Here is a 17,025-nt window from a genome sequence, read left to right on the forward strand (position 1 = left end):
GGTCTCGGACTGCGGTCCGGGGCCCCGCCGCTCTGTCTCCCGCGGCGTCTCGGCGACGCGCGGGGATTCGACTCGGACTCGGGCCGGAGGAACCGTTAGGCTGTTCCCCGCCCGCCGCCTTAGCTCAGCTGGTAGAGCTCCCGCCTTGTAAGCGGAAGGTCGTCGGTTCGAACCCGACAGGCGGCTCCAGAGGCCCGGAATCCTTGGGATTCCGGGCCTGCTCTGTCCCGCGTCGAGGGCTCCTGAACGGGCGTCAGGCCTGGGGAGCTCCCGCCACGGCGCGCACCAGGTGTTCCGCGACGGCGCGGCGCTGGGTGTCGGGCATCGACCGGTAGGCGAGCGACTCGAACATCCACAGCCCGTCGGCGGCGAGGCGCGCCACCAGCAGGGACATCGAGGCAGGGTCGGCCTCGGCGTCGTCGGGCACGGGCGCCCACCGGTCCAGCACCATGCTCCACGGGCCCGCCCACTCCGGACGGGTCGCGGCCTCCAGCATGAGCTGCAGCTCCGCCCGGGTCGCGGCCTGGGCGCTCACGCGGATGTAGGCGGCCAGCCGCTCGTCGGGGGTGAGCTGGTCGGCTGGGCGGCCGGCGTCGGCCTCCAGGGTGGCCTCCCACCGGTCGGCCAGGTGCTCGTGGATGGCCACGAGCAGCCCCTCGCGGGAAGGGAAGTGGTACATGATCCCGCCGCGGGTCAGCTCGGCCTCGGCCGCCACGGAGTCGAACGTCACGGCCCTGACGCCCTCGCGCTGGACCAGGCGCACGGCGGATTCGAGGATGCGGTCGCGGTTGCTCGGTCGCACGGGGTCTCCTGCGGGGCGTCGCGGTCGGAGCGGTTCAGTGACCCGAACCGTAGGCGGAGGATGCCGATCCCGGCCCGTAGGCGTGGAGCAGCACAGTTGTGACGATAGCGCCGACCGCCAGGACCGCGGCGCAGACCACCATGACCACGAAGTAGCTGTTCCCGAAGGCCTGGCCCGCGGCGGCGAGCACCTCGGGGCCGGTGCCCGGGGCGGTCAGGGCGTCGGACATGGACCGGCTCGCCTCGACGGGGGCGTCGACGGGCAGGCGGACCGTCGCGGTGTAGATGGTGGTCAGCAGCGAGCCGAGCAGGGCCACGGCGGCCAGACTGCCGAACTCGTAGGAGACCTCCTCCACGGAGGACGCCATGCCGGCGCGGCGGGCCGGCACGTTCCCGATGATCGCGGTGGAGGCCACCGACATCGCCGCCCCCAGCCCGAGGCCCGTCACGAGCAGGCCGGCGAGCAGCAGCCACTCGGTCCCGTGCTGCACGCCGTACAGCGTCCCGGCCACACCGGCGGCGCCCACGGCCAGGCCGCCGCCGATCAGCACCCGCAGGCCCACCACGTGGAGGAACGCCCCGGCCAGGAGCGAGGACGGCAGCGAGCCGAGGGCGATCGCGGCCACCAGGAGCCCGGACTCCAGCGGGGTGAACCCGGCCACGAGCTGGAAGCGCTGCGTCGTGGCGAGCTGCAGGCCGCCCATGGCGAACATGGCGATCGCCGCCGCCAGCACCCCGGACGAGAACGCGGCGTTGCGGAAGATCGACAGGTCGAGCAGCGGGAACGGCAGCCGTCGCTGCCGGCGCACGAAGACCCACCAGCCCACGACGGTCACGGCGGCCGCCCCGAGGACGACGGTCCCGGACCGGTCGGCGCGGGCGACCTCCTTGATCAGGACCACGAGCCCGACCAGCGTGACCAGGGCCTGGACGGACGAGACGAAGTCCCACCGGGTCGCAGGGTGCGGGTCGTCCTCGGGCGCGACGGCGAGCCCGACGATCACGGCCAGCAGGACCACCGGCACGTTGATCAGGAAGATCGAGCCCCAGGCGAAGTGCTCCAGCAGGACGCCGCCGACGATCGGCCCGAGGGCACCGCCGACGACGGACAGGCTGCCCCACACGCTGATGGCGATGTTGCGCTCGCGCTCGTTGACGAAGGCCACCCGGATCAGGGCCAGCGTGGCCGGCATCATCGCCGCGGCGCCGACGGCCAGCAGCCCCCGCGCGGCGATCAGCACCTCGGGCGTGGGCGCGGTCGCGGCCAGGAAGGAGGCGAGCCCGAACACCACGAGGCCGGCCACGAACATCCGCCGGTGCCCGAACCGGTCGCCCAGCGTGCCCGAGCCGAGCAGGAGCCCGGTCATCACCAGCGGGTAGGCGTTGATGATCCACAGGCTCTCGCTCCAGCTCGCGTCGAGCTCGCGCGTGAGAGTCGGCAGCGCCGTGTAGAGGATCGAGTTGTCCAGGGTGATCAGAAGCAGGCCGGTGCCCACGGTGACCAGGAGGGTCCAGCGTCGTCCGGTGCTGAGCTGGGACGTGCCCGCACTGCGCGGAGGGCTCATCGTCATGGTTGTAAATGTACCATCTAGAAGGTTAAGTTACGCGGCCAGGGCAGGGTTGCGGAGACGTCAGAGGCTCCCCGGTGCGAGCACCAGGGAGCCTCTGAGATTCACCCTCGAAAGTGTAGGGCCGTGCCGGGGGGTTACGCGCGCGGCCAGACCCCCGGCGTCGGCCACTTGGCGGTGCGCCCGTCGCCGCTGGAGGTGCCCGTCAGGCGCCGCTTGACCCAGGGGCCCACGTGCTGGCGCATCCAGGCGGCGTTGGCGCGCGCCGTCTCGCGGAAGGCCGCGGGCGGGGCGGCGTCGAGCGGCACGTCGTAGCCGGCGTCGTCCGGTTCGAGGCCGAGCGCGACCAGCGCGGCGTTCGCCACCCGCTGGTGCCCCTCGGGGGTGAGGTGGATGCGGTCGGAGGACCAGAGGCGCAGGTCGGCCAGGGCGCGCATGCCCCAGAGGTCCACGACGTGCGCGCCGTGGCGCCGGGCGATGGACCAGACGTTCGCGTTGAAGATGCCCACGCGGCCGTTGGTCCAGCTCAGGGCGGCCCCCGCCTTGAAGCCGGTGCCCATCAGCACGTCGGCGCCGGTGGCGCGGAGTGTGGCGACGGCGTCCTCCAGCGCGGCCGAGATCGCGTCGATGTCGGCCGTGGCGCGCAGGATGTCGTTGCCGCCCGCGACCAGCGAGACGAGGTCGGGCTGGGCGTCGAGGGCGACCCCGAGCTGCTCGGCGACGATCGGGCGCAGCTTGCGGCCCCGGATCGCGAGGTTCGCGTACTCCAGCGGCGCCTCGCCGGCCGAGATGCGGCGGGCGGAGAGCGCGGCGGCGAGGTTGTCCGCCCAGCCACGCTGCACGTCCGGGGCGTCGGGATAGGGGTCCCACAGGCCCTCCGAGAAGGAGTCGCCCATGGCGATGTACCGCGTCCAGCGGACGGGGGCGGTCGCGGAGGGAGTGGTGGAGGGGCCTTCCGGTTCTGGGGTCGTCGTCGCGCTCACGGTGCCCATTGTCGCGCCAACACCGTGAGGAGTCGTCACAAGTGGGTGTGTCGGGCAGCACAGGGCGTCAGTGTCGGAGGGTGCCGGTAACCTCCTGAACGTGGAGACCATCGTGAACCCGACACCCCCTGCCGACGCCGCCGCTGCCGCTGGCCGGCCCCCGTTGTCGCAGGTCATCGCGCCGGACTGGGCCGAGGCCCTGGCCGACGTCGAGCCCCGCATCCATGCGATGGGCGACTTCCTGCGCAACGAGGTCGCCGAGGGGCGTACCTACGTCCCGGCGGGGGAGAACGTGCTCGCCGCGTTCAAGCGTCCGCTCGCGGACGTGCGCGTGCTGATCGTGGGCCAGGACCCGTACCCGACGCCGGGGCACGCGATGGGCCTGTCCTTCTCGGTGCAGCCGGACGTGCGGCCGGTCCCGCGGTCGCTGGTCAACATCTACAAGGAGCTGCAGGAGGACCTCGGCCTGCCGATCCCGTCGAACGGTGACCTCCGGCCCTGGGCGGACCAGGGCGTCATGCTGCTGAACAGGACGCTGACCTGCCGTCCGGGCTCCTCCGACTCGCACGCGGGCAAGGGCTGGGAAGAGGTCACGGAGGCCGCCATCCGCGCGCTGGTGGCCCGTGGCGGCCCCCTCGTGGCGATCCTGTGGGGCGCGAAGGCGCGCAACCTCAAGCCGTGGCTGGGTGACGTCCCCGTCGTCGAGAGCGCGCACCCGTCACCCCTGTCGGCACGCAGCGGCTTCTTCGGGTCGCGGCCGTTCTCGCGAGCCAACGCGCTCCTGGAGCAGCAGGGCGCGCAGCCCGTCGACTGGCGCCTGCCGTAACGATCGCGGGCCGCCCTTGGCGCCGGCGGACGGCCGGCGTGCAGACAACGTGAAAAGGACTCAGGTGAACGACAGGACTGTTCCTCCGACCTACGGGGGGACCGGCGAGACGCTGGTCGCCCACGTCGAGGCCCCCGCCGTCGCGGGCGGGGAGAAGGGGCTCTCCGACCGGGACCGCGAGATCCTCGCGTTCGAGCGCCAGTGGTGGAAGTACGCCGGCGCCAAGGAGGAGGCGGCGCGTGAGCTGTTCGGCCTGACGGCCACGCGGTACTACCAGGTTCTCAGTACGCTCATCGACTCCCCGGCCGCCCTGGAGCACGACCCGATGCTGGTCAAGCGCCTGCGCAGGCTCCGGTCGACCCGGCAGAGAGCACGATCTGCACGCCGTCTGGCGGATGAGAACCACTGAGAAGGCACCGATCCGTCACAACAACCCGCTACTCTCTCTGCCGTGACGAAGAGTGGCTACCCCTACCCGCCCGACGAGTTCGACGTCGCTGTCCCCGGGGGCGCACCGGTGGGTGTCCACCGTGCACCGCGCAGCGGCTGGAGCTCGGCCTGGCCGTTCCTGCTGGTCGCCGTAGTCTGCGCCGCCGTGGCGTGGGGCGGCATCACACTGCTCTCCGGCGACGGGGAACCGGCGGAGGCGTCGGGCGACCCGTCGAGCTCGGCCTCGGCCCCGGCATCGCCGTCCGCCTCGGCGTCGGGCGAGGCCTCGGGTGAGCCGTCGGGCGAGCCCAGCGGTGAGCCGTCGGCGGAGACCGGTGGCCCTGCCGACCCGGCGGCGCTGAAGGCCGGTGCGGACCTGACCGCCCAGGTCGCCGTCTACAACGTCGGGCAGGAGGCAGGTCTCGCCGGCGAGACCGCCGAGTACCTGATGGGGCAGGACGTGGCCGGCGCGGCGCTGCGCGAGGAGCCGCAGACCCCGGACGGCGCGACCTACACGGAGAACACCATTCTCTACGGTGCCGACCGTGCGGAGACCGCTGCCTACACCGCGGCGCTGCTCGGCATCCCGGAGGCGAACATGGTCGAGTCGGCGGCGGTTTCGAGCTCGCCCGAGGCCGTGTGGGTGGTCGTCGTGACCCGGCCCTCGACGATGGGCTGACCCTCGGTTGGGTTTACCAGCCTGTACCACCATGTTGATATTCCTTGACAAGCGGCCGTTTGCAGCCCTCTGACCTGGGCGTTCGCCATGCGCTTAATGCCGCATACCGGGCATAGAGGGTTCCCTGGTGTGAGACGGACCACTAGGCTCGAACCACCACGGGTCGACCGAGTGGCCCGTGCAGAGGTACAAGGAGAACTACGCATGGCCCAGGGCACCGTCAAGTGGTTCAACGCCGAGAAGGGGTATGGCTTCATCACCCCGACCGCCGGCGGCCAGGACCTTTTCGTTCACTACAGTGCGATCCAGAGCGATGGCTACCGGTCCCTCGACGAGGGTCAGGAAGTCGAGTACGAGGTGGGGCAGGGACAGAAGGGTCCGCAGGCAGAGCAGGTTCGTCCACTCTGATTCGATGGGACGACGGGTGGGAAAGGCCCACCCGTCGCCCGCCGCCCCCCGAGGATGCTGGGACCCAGACCCCGGCGTCCGCACTGGACGGTCGACGACGACCGGTATCGCACCATGTCGGACGACGATGCCCGACGCCACCGAGCAGCCGCCCCGTACCGCGGCTGCTCGCTCTGGTTCTCGCCCGGCCCCCCTGCCCCGCGAGAACGGTTGGGACGACGCGCGCCCGACGCGCCCCATGGTCCGGCGCCGCACCGTGATTCGTCGCGCACCCATGATTCGATGGGGGCGTGACGCTCCTCGACGCGGTGGTGGTCGGCTCCGGGCCGAACGGCCTGGCGGCCGCGGTGACGCTCGCCCGCGCGGGGCTAGGGGTCCGGGTCCTGGAGGCCCAGCCCACGGTCGGCGGCGGCGCGCGCACGCTCCCCGTCCCGGAGCTCGCCGACGACCTGCTCTTCGACCTCTGCTCCGCCGTGCACCCCATGGCCTGGGCCTCGCCGTTCTTCCGGGCCTTCGACCTGCCGGCGCACGGCGTCGAGCTCGTCGCGCCCGAGGCCGCCTACGCCCAGCCGCTCGGCGGCGACCGCGCGGGCATCGCGTGGCGTGACCTGGCCCGCACGGCCGACGGCCTCGGGGCGGACGGCGATGCCTGGCGTGACCTGCTCGGACCGCTCGCCGAGAGCTGGCGGCAGGTGACCGCGCTCGCGCTGGGGGACAAGAGGACCGTGCGCGGCATGCTGGAGGGCGTGCGCGACCACGGCGCGCACGCGTCGGAGACCTGGGGCCTGGCCTCCCTGGTCCGGCCCGGCCTGCGGTTCGGTGCGGCGCTCCTCGAGCAGGGCGGACCGCGCTGGGAGCGACGGTTCCTCACCGAGGAGGCGAAGGCCCTGCTCACCGGCGTCGCGGCGCACGCCATCACGCCGCAACCGTCGTACGCGGGGGCGGGTACGGCCCTGCTCCTCGCAGCCCTCGCGCACGCCGACGGCGGCTGGGCCGTGCCGGTGGGCGGTTCGCAGGCCATCACCGACGCCCTGGTCCGGGACCTCCGGGCGCACGGCGGCACCGTCGAGACCGGCCGCCGGGTCGACGACTGGCACGACCTCCCGCCGGCGCGCGCCGTCCTCTTCGACACCACGCCGACCACGGTGCTGCAGGTCCTGGCGGACCGGATCCGGGCGCCGCGCCGTGCCGCCCTGCGCAGGTTCCGGTACGGCAACGCGGCCGCCAAGGTCGACTTCGTCCTGTCGGGCCCGGTCCCCTGGTCGGTGCCCGACGTCGGGCGCGCGTCGACCGTGCACGTGGGCGGGTCCCGCGCGGAGATGGTGATCGCGGAGGACGCCGTCGCGCACGGGGTGCATCCCGACCACCCGATGGTCCTGCTCAGCGACCCGGGCGTCGCCGATCCCGGCCGGGTGCGGGGCGCCACGCGGCCGCTGTGGACCTACGCCCACGTGCCCGCCGGCTCGACGCACGACGTCACCGAGGCGGTCACGCGGCAGATCGAGCGCTTCGCGCCCGGCTTCCGCGACGTCGTCGTCGGCGCGCGGTGCATCCCCGCCGACCAGATGCAGCGCCACAACCAGAACTACCCGGGCGGCGACATCTCCGCGGGCGCAGCGAGCATGTGGCAGATGATCGCGCGGCCGACCCTCGCCCCCGACCCGTACCAGGTCGCCGAGGGGGTGTACCTCTGCTCGGCGTCGACCCCGCCGGGGCCGGGCGTGCACGGCATGGGCGGCTGGCACGCCGCGCGCCGGGCGCTGGTGCGGGAGTTCGACGTCCGCCACGTGCCGGGGCTGGCGCCGGGGTAGGCGCCCCGCGTTCGCCCGCGGTGTACGCGCCTTGCACTCTCAAGGTCCGAGTGCCAATAATGTCTTAGCACTCTCCGTTGGAGAGTGACAGCAGGGTCGAATGGTGAGGCCTCCTGCCGCGGCGAGACATGGTCGTCGAGGCGGTTGCCGTCCGTCGCGGGCACCGGCCGGCCTGGACAAGCCACCAGCGGAGGATTCATCCCCATGGCCAAGATCATCGCTTTCGACGAGGTTGCTCGTCGGAGCATGGAGCGCGGGCTCAACCAGCTCGCCGACACGGTGAAGGTCACGCTCGGCCCGAAGGGCCGCAACGTCGTTCTGGACAAGAAGTGGGGCGCCCCCACGATCACCAACGACGGTGTCTCCATCGCCAAGGAGATCGAGCTCGAGGACCCCTACGAGCGGATCGGCGCGGAGCTCGTCAAGGAGGTCGCCAAGAAGACGGACGACGTCGCGGGTGACGGCACCACCACCGCCACCGTGCTCGCCCAGGCGCTCGTGAAGGAGGGCCTGCGTGTCGTTGCCGCCGGTGCCAACCCGATCGCCGTCAAGCGCGGCATCGAGAAGGCCACCGAGGCCGTCACCGAGCAGCTGCTGAACGCCGCCAAGGAGATCGAGACCAAGGAAGAGATCGCTGCCACGGCCGCCATCTCGGCCGGCGACCCGGCGATCGGCGAGCTCATCGCCGAGGCCCTCGACAAGGTGGGCAAGGAAGGCGTCATCACCGTCGAGGAGTCGAACACCTTCGGTCTCGAGCTCGAGCTCACCGAGGGCATGCGCTTCGACAAGGGCTTCCTGGCCCGCTACTTCGAGACGGACCCCGAGCGCCAGGAGGCCGTGCTCGAGGACCCGTACGTCCTGATCGTCGAGTCGAAGATCTCGAACGTCAAGGACATGCTGCCCCTGCTCGACCAGGTCATGAAGTCGGGCAAGTCGCTCCTCATCATCGCCGAGGACGTCGAGGGCGAGGCCCTGGCGACCCTGGTGCTGAACAAGATCCGTGGCACCTTCAAGTCCGTCGCCGTCAAGGCCCCGGGCTTCGGCGACCGCCGCAAGGCCATGCTGCAGGACATCGCGATCCTGACCGGTGGCCAGGTCATCACCGAGACGGTGGGCCTCAAGCTGGAGAACGCCACGCTCGAGGAGCTGGGCCAGGCGCGCAAGGTCGTCGTCACCAAGGACGAGACCACGATCGTCGAGGGTGCCGGCGACGCCGACCTCATCGCCGGTCGCGTGAACCAGATCCGTAGCGAGATCGACAAGTCCGACTCGGACTACGACCGCGAGAAGCTGCAGGAGCGCCTCGCCAAGCTGGCCGGCGGCGTGGCCGTCATCAAGGCCGGCGCGGCCACCGAGGTGGAGCTCAAGGAGCGCAAGCACCGCATCGAGGACGCCGTCCGCAACGCGAAGGCTGCCGTCGAGGAGGGCATCGTCGCCGGTGGTGGCGTGGCCCTCATCCAGGCCGGTGCCGTCGCGTTCGCCAAGCTCGAGCTCGAGGGTGACGAGGCGACCGGTGCCGCGATCGTGCGTGCCGCGATCGACGCCCCGCTGAAGCAGATCGCCGTGAACGCCGGCCTCGAGGGCGGCGTCGTGGCGGAGAAGGTGCGCAACCTTCCCGCCGGCCAGGGCCTGAACGCCGCGACCGGCGTGTACGAGGACCTGCTCGCCGCGGGCGTCAACGACCCGGTCAAGGTGACCCGTTCCGCGCTGCAGAACGCCGCGTCGATCGCCGCGCTGTTCCTCACCACCGAGGCCGTCGTCGCCGACAAGCCGGAGCCCGTCGGGGCCCCCGCCGGCGACCCGACCGGTGGCATGGGCGGCATGGACTTCTGAGTCCTGCCTGAACCGCTCGGGCCTCGGCCTGCGCACCCGTCCGACGCCGGTCGGTCAACCTCTCACGCGGAGGGTGACCGGCCGGCGTCGGACTTTTCCGCCTGCTCCTGGTCAGGAGAACATGCGCGTCGCGGCCGCCTCCGCCTCCGCGTAGGTGCGGGCCGCGGCGGCGAGCGCGGCCTGGATCGCGTCCAGCGCGCCCTCGACCTGCGCCTGGGCGCCTCGCCACTGCGCGACCGTCCCGCCGAAGGCCGCGGCGGCCGGTCCCTGCCAGCTCGCCTGCAGCGCGTCGAGGTTGCGCATGAGCGCCCCCACCTCGGTGCGCACCGTGGCCACCGAGCCCGCCACCGCCGCGCTCGCGTGCTCCACCTGGTCGCTGTCGACCTCGAACCGCATGGTCATCACCTCCCGCACGCCGGTCCGTCCAGCGTCGTCCACCGACGGTAGGCAGGGGCTGGCCGACGGCGGAGGGCTCCCGGGGCCACCTGTGCACGGGGGCGCGAAAGCTCGCGGTGTGGTCGCGCTCGAACCGCTGCGCGGCGGTCCGGAGGGTCGGTCGCGGGTGGCGTCAGGCCGTTTCGAGCTTCGCCTGCTCCTTGCGCAGCCGGTGCAGCTCCATGTCGAGGTTCTGCCGCGCGGGCTCCTCCCACGCGGCGCCCATGGGGCTCAGGAAGAGCGACTTGCGGGCGAGCAGCCGCTCGATCACGCGGATCCGGGCCCGGAGGTAGTCCTCGGCGGGGATGTGCGCGTACTCGGCGCGCACCGCGGACTTGTAGTCCTTGTACCGCTGCGGCTCGGCGGCCAGCATCGCGAGGTCGGCGTCGTTCAGCACCGCGGCGTCGAAGTCCGCGGGGTCGGGTGCGTGCCGCACGATGGCGTTGACCAGGGCGGCGACCCGGTCCGCCGCACGGTCGGGAACCCCGAGCTCGGTGAGCTCCTTGTCCGCGAGGGCCGCGGAGGCCGTGGTCTGCTCGCCGCCCTGTGAGGCGTCCGCCATCTTGCGCTCGGCGTTGAACACCGCGCCGTGGTACCAGGCGGCGAGGCGCACCAGGTCCGGCTCGTGCGTCTCCTCGGCCAGCTCGTCCACCCGGTGCAGCACGGAGGCCAGGTGGCGCAGGTTGTGGAAGTGCCGGTTCTCGTCGGCCCACCGGTCGAGCAGCGACTGGCCGACCGCCTCGATCGCCTCGGTGTCCGCCGTGGCCCCCGCGCCCACCGCACTGCGGACGAAGGACTTGAGGAACCACTGCGGCGCGTCAGACGTCAGCACGCCCATGTGAACTCTGCCTTACGGTCGATGTCGGTCACTCCACGACCAGCCTATTACCGAAACGGTCAGTGGCGGCTACCACCGTCACGGGATCGTGATCACGGTTCGGGGTCAGAGCGGCAGCGTGAGCCGGACCGTGAGGCCGCCGCCGGGGGTCTGGCGTACCTCGACGTGCCCGCCGTGCGTGCCCACGATCGCCGCGACGATCGCCATGCCCAGCCCCGAGCCACCGCCCGACTCCCGCGTGCGGGACGAGTCCGCGCGGTAGAACCGCTCGAAGATCCGCCGGCCCTGCTCCTCCGTGAGACCGGGGCCGTGGTCGCGCACCTCCAGGACGGCGCTGCTGCCCGACGCCGGGGCGCCCGGGTCCGTGGTCGCCTTCCCGCCGTTCTGCGCGGCTCCGTTCGTTCCCGGCGACGCCGGGAGCACGCCCAGCGCGATCTCGGCGGGTGTGCCCGCCGGCGTGTGCCGCGCGACGTTACCGATGAGGTTGGTCAGGACCTGCCGCAGGCGGTCGCCGTCGCCCTCCACGACGAGCTTGTCGGGGACCTGCGCCGCCGGGTCCTCCGGGCCTGCGTCGGGGGCGAGCGGCACGACGGTGACGTCGCGCGTCGGGTCCAGCGCGTGCAGGTCCTGGGCGGAGTCACGCGCGAGGGCGACCAGGTCGACGTCCTCGCGGGCGACCGGGCGGCCCTCGTCGAGGCGCGCGAGCACCAGCAGGTCGTTGACGAGCGTGCCCATGCGGCGGGCGGCGTCCTCGATGCGGAACATCGTGTCGTCGACCTTGTCCGAGCTGTCCAGGGCGCCCATCCGGTACAGCTCGCCGTAGCCGCGGATGGTCGCGACGGGCGTGCGCAGCTCGTGCGAGGCGTCCGAGACGAACTGCCGCATGCGCACCTCGGAGGCCTCCTGGGCGGCGAAGGCGCGCTCGATCTGCGTCAGCATCGCGTTGAGCGACGCCGCCAGCGAACCCATCTCGGTGCCGGCGGGCGCCTCGGGGACGCGCAGCGTCAGGTCGCCCGCCGCGATCTGCGCGGCCGTGTGCTCCACGGACCGGAGCGAGCGGAGCGACCGCTCCACGAGCAGCCACGCCGTGAGCCCGCCGAGCAGCACGATGCCCAGGCCCGACATGATCAGGGTGCGGGTCAGGATCGACACGGTCTTGTCCATGCCCACCAGCGGCAGCGCGACATAGACGACCGCGCGCTCGCCGCTCGGGTAGGTCGCGCCCAGCGTGATGACGCGCCAGCTCTCGGTGCCGGTGTCCGGGCCGTCGCCGGTCCCGCTCTCGGTGCCGCTGTCGCCGGTGCCGGTCGCCCCGGCGGCGGTGAACGGCTCGCCGCCGCTGGCGACGGCCTGCTCGTACGTCACCGTCGGCAGCTCGGGCGTGCCGAAGCGCGTGATCGCGGAGTTCCCGAGCTGGGTCTGCTTGCCGCTCTCGTTCTCGATCAGCACGTAGTAGTCGCTGGGCAGGGCCTGGCCGGAGGTGGACTGGATGATGCCGATCGGGTCGAGCGCGGCCGTGTGCAGCTCGTCGTCCACCTGCTGGACCAGGAAGCCCGACACCACCGTGGTCGTGGCGATGCCGGCGATACCCAGCCCCGCCGCCAGCAGCAGCGAGATGATCGCGACGAGCCTGGCGCGCAGAGGGATTCCGGCGAGGCGCTCCCTAAGCACGGACGGGCTGCGGGGCGCGCAGCAGGTAACCGACGCCTCGCTTGGTGTGGATCAGCGGGGGCAGGGTCTCGCCCTCGACCTCGAGCGTGTCGATCTTGCGCCGCAGGTAGGAGATGTAGGACTCGACGATGTTCGCGTCGCCGCCCCAGTCGTACTGCCAGACGTGGTCCAGGATCTGCGCCTTGGACAGGACCCGGCCGGAGTTGAGCATGAGGTAGCGCAGCAGCTTGAACTCCGTGGGCGACAGGTCGACCTCGACGCCGGCCCGGCGCACCTCGTGCGAGTCCTCGTCCATCTCGAGGTCGCCCACGTGCAGCACGGCCTCCTCCTCGGGGGCGGGGACGCCCGTGCGGCGCAGCACCGCGCGGATCCGGGCCACGACCTCCTCCAGGCTGAACGGCTTGGTCACGTAGTCGTCGCCGCCCACGGTGAGGCCCTGCACCTTGTCCTGCGTGTCGTCCTTCGCGGTGAGGAAGACGACGGGGGTGTGCCGGCCGGTCGCCCGCATGCGGCGCGTTACGGTGAAGCCGTCCATGTCGGGGAGCATCACGTCGAGCACCACGAGGTCCGGTTCCACGTCGCGGACGAGCTGGAGGGCGCCGTTGCCGTCCGCGGCGGCATGGACCTCGAAGCCCGCGAAGCGCAGGGACGTGGACAGGAGCTCGCGGATGTTCGGTTCGTCGTCAACGACGACCAGACGCGCCTCAGGAGTAGCCATGTTTCCAGTGTGCGGCTGGTTCCTGAACACTGCCTGAGTTTCGCCCGGGAAATCCCCCGGGCTCTCGCCGCGGGTGGACGTCGCCCCGTCGGACGGCCCTCGGCTCCGCGATTCGGCGCACACGGCCTAGGCTGTGTCGCATGTCAGCACCGTCCCCGCAGGAGCCCGGGCAGTTGCCCCGGCGCACGTATCTCATCGTCGACGGTGAGAACATCGACGCCACGCTCGGCATGAACGTGCTGAACCGCCGTCCGGCACCCGAGGAGCGCCCGCGCTGGGACCGTATCTCCGCGTTCGCGGAGAAGGTCTGGTCGCAGGACGTCGTGCCGCTGTTCTTCCTCAACGCGACGTCCGGCCAGATGCCGATGCCGTTCGTGCAGGCGCTGCTCGCCATGGGCTACAAGCCCATCCCGCTGGCGGCGCAGGGTTCGGAGAAGGTCGTCGACGTCGGTATCCAGCGCACGCTCGACGCGCTCCTGGACCGCCCGGGCGACGTGCTGCTCGCGAGCCACGACGGCGACTTCCTGCCGCAGATCGAGGCGCTGCTGACCGACGACGACCGCCGCGTCGGCCTGCTGGGCTTCCGCGAGTTCGTCAACGCCCGGTTCACCGACCTGGAGCAGCGCGGCCTGGTCATGTACGACCTCGAGGCCGACGCCGACGCGTTCACCACGATGCTGCCGCGCGTCCGCATCATCCCGATCGAGGAGTTCGACCCGCTGCGCTACCTGTAGCCGGCGTGGCGCCCCGGGCCATCGGCTCGGGGCGCCGCGCGCAGCCCGCGCGCTACCGGCTCAGGGCGAGCGTGCCCTCGTACGGGGTGCGGTCGCCCTGGGGCAGCGTGGGTCGCGCGTTGTGCCCGTGCGACGCTTCGTCGAGCACCGCGATCTGCTCGGCCGACAGCTCCACCGGCGTCGCGTAGACGACCCACTGGACGCCCTCGGTGCACGGCGGCGTCGTCAGGCTGCCCTCGTACGCCTCGTAGGTGGGGTCCGTCGGTAGCATCGCCGCGACGTCGAGCGGCAGATCGGAGGTTCCCGGCGACGCCGCGCCCTCGACGAACGGCTGCCAGGCCGCGTTCTCCGGGCCCTCCTCGGCGAGGACGCCGATGACGAGCGTGCGGCCGTCCTCGGTGGTGTGGACCAGGTGGAACTCCGCGTCCATCGCCTCGCCCTCGACGGTGTGCTCCGACGGAACGTGGAAGTGCGTCTGGGCCAGGGTGAACTCGGCGCCGTCCCACTCGATCGTCGACGCCCCGCTCTCGGGCACGAGCTGGACGGTGTGACCCGTGTCGACCGACTCGCCGACCGTGGGGGACGACATGATCGTCGGGTGGTCGGTCGCCTCCTGGTCGGCGTGGGCGGGCAGATCGATGGGCGACTGCGCGTCACCGGCCGAGCATGCCTCGAAGTCGGCGGACAGGTGCCCCCATTCCGCGGGCCCCTCTGCGCCCTCGTACGACCAGTGCACCTCGCCGCCCACGCCGGGCGGCGGCCCCGCAGAGGCGGCGTCCGCGGCGGTGCCCGTGCCGCAGGACGCGAGCAGCGGGGCGAGGAGCAGTGCTGTGGGCAGGGCGAGCTTCTTCAACGTGTACTCCGGAGGGGTGATCCGTGTGAACGGCGAGAGCCGGTTTGCCGGCAGCCCAAATTACCTTTTTCCCGACCTTTCGCCCACCCCGTTCGGCGATTTCGTGCGGGAGTGCTACCTCGCCGACACCGGCCACCAGGCCCGGACCGTGCCCAGCTTGCGGTGCGCCGCCGGCCGTCCGCCGCCGAACCCGCCCCCGCCGAACCCGCCGCCGATGCGTGCCGTGCGGGCGCGCTTGCGGGAGCGCACCAGGTGCGGGTCGAGCAGGATGCCGCCGAGCATCATGCCGCCGGTGATCGGCCCGTTCGCGTCGTTCCCGCCGGCGTCGGGCTCGGCCTCGGCGGCGGCAGCGGCCGCGACGACGGCGTCCGCGTCCTGGCGGGCCAGGCGCGTCGCCTCCCGGACCAGCGCGCTCGCCTCCTGGGCCTCGTTCAGGGCCGCGGTGGGGTCGGTCGGGTGGAGCGCGCGGGCGACGTCGGCCAGCCGGACCGCCTCCGCGAGCCGGGTGCGCGCCGCGGCGCCGACGGCCCCGCGGCGGGTAGCGATGAAGTCGCCGGTCTGGCGCAGCTGCGCGTCGACGCGGCGGAGCGTGTCGCGCAGCAGCGCGGACGCCCGGGCCTTGACCTCGGTGTTGTCGCGGGTGGACGCCAGGGCGGCGTCGAGCGAAGCCTCCGCCGCGGCGATGCGCTGCAGGCCGGCGAGCGGGTCGCCGCCCTCCCGCGTCACCTCGACGTTCTTGAGCGAGGCCTGGGCCGCGGCGCGCGCGAGGGTGACGCGGAGGTCGCCCTCGATCGCCTTGGCGGAGGCCACGTCCTGGGTGAGCGACGCGATCGACTTGTCGAGCCGGCCGACGGCCTCCCGGAGGTGCAGCGCGGTCGCGTCGACGGCGTCGAGCAGCATGACGGCCTGCCCCAGCGCGTTCTGTGCGCCCCGCGCGTGCGCCACGGCGACAACCTTCTGGCCGGCCGCCAGGGCCGAGTTCCCGGCGGCTACGGCCTCCTTGGCGTTGGCGAGCAACAGCTCCGCCTGCTCCGGGTTGCCCACCACGGTGGCCAGCGGGCCCGTCGGGTACCGCCGGGAGAGCTGCGTCAGGAGGCCGCGCGCGGTGGCGACCCGCTGGGCGACCTCGACCTCGCGGGCGACGACGTCGGCGAGCAGCTCCGGGGCGCGCTGCTGCAGGCGGCGCAGGTCGTCGAACGCGCGGGTACGCGCGTCGAGCGTGTCGGCCGCGGCCTCGCAGAGTGCGATGACCCTGGTCAGGCGGGCGCGACGCACCGGGTCCTCCACGGTCCCGGGCTCGGTGTCGTCGGGCGCCGGGGCCTCGGACGCCGCGGCCCGGGCCTCCGTGTCGAGCGTCTGCCGCACCGCGAACGCCTCGCGGACGTCGGCGGCGGCGCCCTCGAGGATCAGCTCGAAGTCCCGCGTCGCGTCGGCGCCCAGCTCGGAGCGGGCGAAGCCGAGCTCCTGCTCGCACGTCTTCAGGGCGTCGTCGATGCCCACCAGGGCTGCCGCGGCACGTTCGTCGAGCTCGTCGAGCGTGAGGTCCGCGAACGCGTCCGGCGCCGGCCCGCCGGCCACCGGGGTGCGGTCCCTGAGCTGGGCGAGGAGCGGGCGGAGCCGGGGCACGGCGAACCGCCACAGCACGTAGCCCAGGGCAGCCAGGACGAGGATCGCCGCGACGGCGATGCCCACCACGACGAGCGGGTTCGTGGTGCCCGCGACCCCCTTGCGGACGGTGTCGGCGGCGTCGGTGGCGGCCGGGGCCCACCGCTCGTCCTCGACGGCGGACGCCACGGCGTCGTCGATCCGCCCGAGCTGGCCGTCCGTCAGGACGACGTTCGTGTCCGCGGACAGGCCGAACTCGTGGTCGACGGTGGCGATCGCCAGGAGCAGGTCGTCGGCCCCGAGCCCGGACTGGTTCGCGCTCGCGTTGGCCCAGTCCACGGGGTCGGTGCCGTCGAAGCTCTCGATGTAGACGACGAACATGCGCAGGTCGGACTCCGCGGCGAGCCGCTCGACGGCGGCCAGGACGTCCTGGCGCTCGGCGTCGGTGAGCGCGCCCGCGCCGTCGGTCACGGGGTCCGTGAGGGTGATCGGCGGCGACGCGGGCAGGATGTCCGACATGAGCTCGGCCTGCGTGGCGGCCGACAGTCGCGGCGACACGGACGGCCGCGGCTCGGCCGGCCCGACGACCGTCGCGTTGGCGGCCTGTGACGTGGCCGCCAGGACGACGCCGACGAGACCTGCGAAGGCCACGATGACCCAGCCCCCGGAAGCACGGGTGCCGGGATCGTGCGGACGCTCGGCTCTTGCTCGGGACTCGATCACGTCCCTGATCGTCACCCCGGGTTCAAGACAGCGCAATCGGAGACCGTAACGTTGCGTACGTGCAACGAATCCTCAGGTGAATGCCCAGCGTGAAGGGCATTTTCACGCGC

General features: G+C 72.6%; 16 protein-coding genes and 1 tRNA gene. 8 read left to right on the plus strand and 9 right to left on the minus strand.

All coding sequences use genetic code 11. The features are described from left to right. Positions 1-113 precede the first annotated feature (113 nt). A tRNA-Thr gene (locus tag QRN56_RS17590) sits at positions 114-189 on the plus strand. Positions 190-253: 64 nt separating this feature from the next. Here the strand turns inward: QRN56_RS17590 and QRN56_RS17595 are convergent. The 3 genes from QRN56_RS17595 to QRN56_RS17605 form a co-directional block, all read right to left on the minus strand. Next, positions 254-802 carry a TetR/AcrR family transcriptional regulator gene (locus QRN56_RS17595; protein WP_285105410.1) on the minus strand — a complete coding sequence of 183 codons (549 nt, stop codon included), beginning with the start codon at positions 800-802 and terminating at the stop codon, positions 254-256. Between the two features lie 34 nt (positions 803-836). Next, a complete protein-coding gene (locus QRN56_RS17600) occupies positions 837-2,372 on the minus strand; it encodes an MFS transporter (protein WP_285105411.1) in 1,536 nt (511 codons plus the stop codon). A 134-nt stretch (positions 2,373-2,506) separates the two neighbouring features. Then, positions 2,507-3,361, minus strand: coding sequence for an SGNH/GDSL hydrolase family protein (locus tag QRN56_RS17605; RefSeq protein WP_502928818.1), 855 nt, complete (start codon positions 3,359-3,361; stop codon positions 2,507-2,509). A gap of 100 nt (positions 3,362-3,461) precedes the next feature. Between QRN56_RS17605 and QRN56_RS17610 the strand changes: the two genes are divergently transcribed. From QRN56_RS17610 to groL, 6 genes are all read left to right on the plus strand, one after another. Then, on the plus strand, positions 3,462-4,178 hold the full coding sequence (locus QRN56_RS17610) for a uracil-DNA glycosylase (RefSeq protein ID WP_285105900.1): 717 nt from the start codon (positions 3,462-3,464) through the stop codon (positions 4,176-4,178). A gap of 112 nt (positions 4,179-4,290) precedes the next feature. Beyond that, on the plus strand, positions 4,291-4,587 hold the full coding sequence (locus QRN56_RS17615; RefSeq protein WP_285105902.1) for a DUF3263 domain-containing protein: 297 nt from the start codon (positions 4,291-4,293) through the stop codon (positions 4,585-4,587). A 42-nt stretch (positions 4,588-4,629) separates the two neighbouring features. After that, on the plus strand, positions 4,630-5,286 hold the full coding sequence (locus QRN56_RS17620) for a LytR C-terminal domain-containing protein (protein ID WP_285105413.1): 657 nt from the start codon (positions 4,630-4,632) through the stop codon (positions 5,284-5,286). A gap of 204 nt (positions 5,287-5,490) precedes the next feature. After that, complete coding sequence (locus tag QRN56_RS17625) at positions 5,491-5,694, plus strand: cold-shock protein (RefSeq protein ID WP_036964095.1); 204 nt, start codon at positions 5,491-5,493, stop codon at positions 5,692-5,694. 290 nt (positions 5,695-5,984) lie between these two features. After that, the gene (locus QRN56_RS17630; RefSeq protein WP_285105414.1) at positions 5,985-7,505 is read left to right on the plus strand and encodes a phytoene desaturase family protein; all 1,521 of its coding nucleotides are present in this window, start codon (positions 5,985-5,987) and stop codon (positions 7,503-7,505) included. 204 nt (positions 7,506-7,709) lie between these two features. Continuing rightward, complete coding sequence (gene groL, locus QRN56_RS17635) at positions 7,710-9,338, plus strand: chaperonin GroEL (RefSeq protein ID WP_285105416.1); 1,629 nt, start codon at positions 7,710-7,712, stop codon at positions 9,336-9,338. 111 nt (positions 9,339-9,449) lie between these two features. Here groL and QRN56_RS17640 read toward each other — a convergent pair whose 3' ends face one another. The 4 genes from QRN56_RS17640 to QRN56_RS17655 form a co-directional block, all read right to left on the minus strand. After that, positions 9,450-9,776, minus strand: coding sequence for a WXG100 family type VII secretion target (locus QRN56_RS17640; protein ID WP_350224583.1), 327 nt, complete (start codon positions 9,774-9,776; stop codon positions 9,450-9,452). 130 nt (positions 9,777-9,906) lie between these two features. Continuing rightward, positions 9,907-10,611, minus strand: coding sequence for an HD domain-containing protein (locus tag QRN56_RS17645; RefSeq protein ID WP_285105418.1), 705 nt, complete (start codon positions 10,609-10,611; stop codon positions 9,907-9,909). Between the two features lie 105 nt (positions 10,612-10,716). Then, the gene (locus QRN56_RS17650) at positions 10,717-12,282 is read right to left on the minus strand and encodes a sensor histidine kinase (RefSeq protein WP_285105420.1); all 1,566 of its coding nucleotides are present in this window, start codon (positions 12,280-12,282) and stop codon (positions 10,717-10,719) included. Beyond that, complete coding sequence (locus tag QRN56_RS17655; RefSeq protein ID WP_182619482.1) at positions 12,275-13,000, minus strand: response regulator transcription factor; 726 nt, start codon at positions 12,998-13,000, stop codon at positions 12,275-12,277. Before QRN56_RS17655 ends, QRN56_RS17650 begins: the two co-directional genes overlap by 8 nt. Before the next feature lie 140 nt (positions 13,001-13,140). Between QRN56_RS17655 and QRN56_RS17660 the strand changes: the two genes are divergently transcribed. Next, positions 13,141-13,734, plus strand: a complete 594-nt coding sequence (locus tag QRN56_RS17660; protein WP_285105422.1) for an NYN domain-containing protein — start codon at positions 13,141-13,143, stop codon at positions 13,732-13,734. Between the two features lie 52 nt (positions 13,735-13,786). On the opposite strand, the gene QRN56_RS17665 is transcribed toward QRN56_RS17660, so the two are convergent. Together QRN56_RS17665 and QRN56_RS17670 are read right to left on the minus strand one after the other, a co-directional pair. Next, a complete protein-coding gene (locus tag QRN56_RS17665) occupies positions 13,787-14,587 on the minus strand; it encodes a carbonic anhydrase (RefSeq protein WP_285105423.1) in 801 nt (266 codons plus the stop codon). A gap of 114 nt (positions 14,588-14,701) precedes the next feature. Then, positions 14,702-16,915 (minus strand): TPM domain-containing protein, encoded by a 2,214-nt coding sequence (locus QRN56_RS17670; protein WP_285105425.1) that lies wholly within the window; start codon positions 16,913-16,915, stop codon positions 14,702-14,704. Positions 16,916-17,025: the final 110 nt, after the last annotated feature.

Source organism: Promicromonospora sp. MEB111 (genome assembly GCF_030209445.1).
Lineage (GTDB): Bacteria > Actinomycetota > Actinomycetes > Actinomycetales > Cellulomonadaceae > Promicromonospora.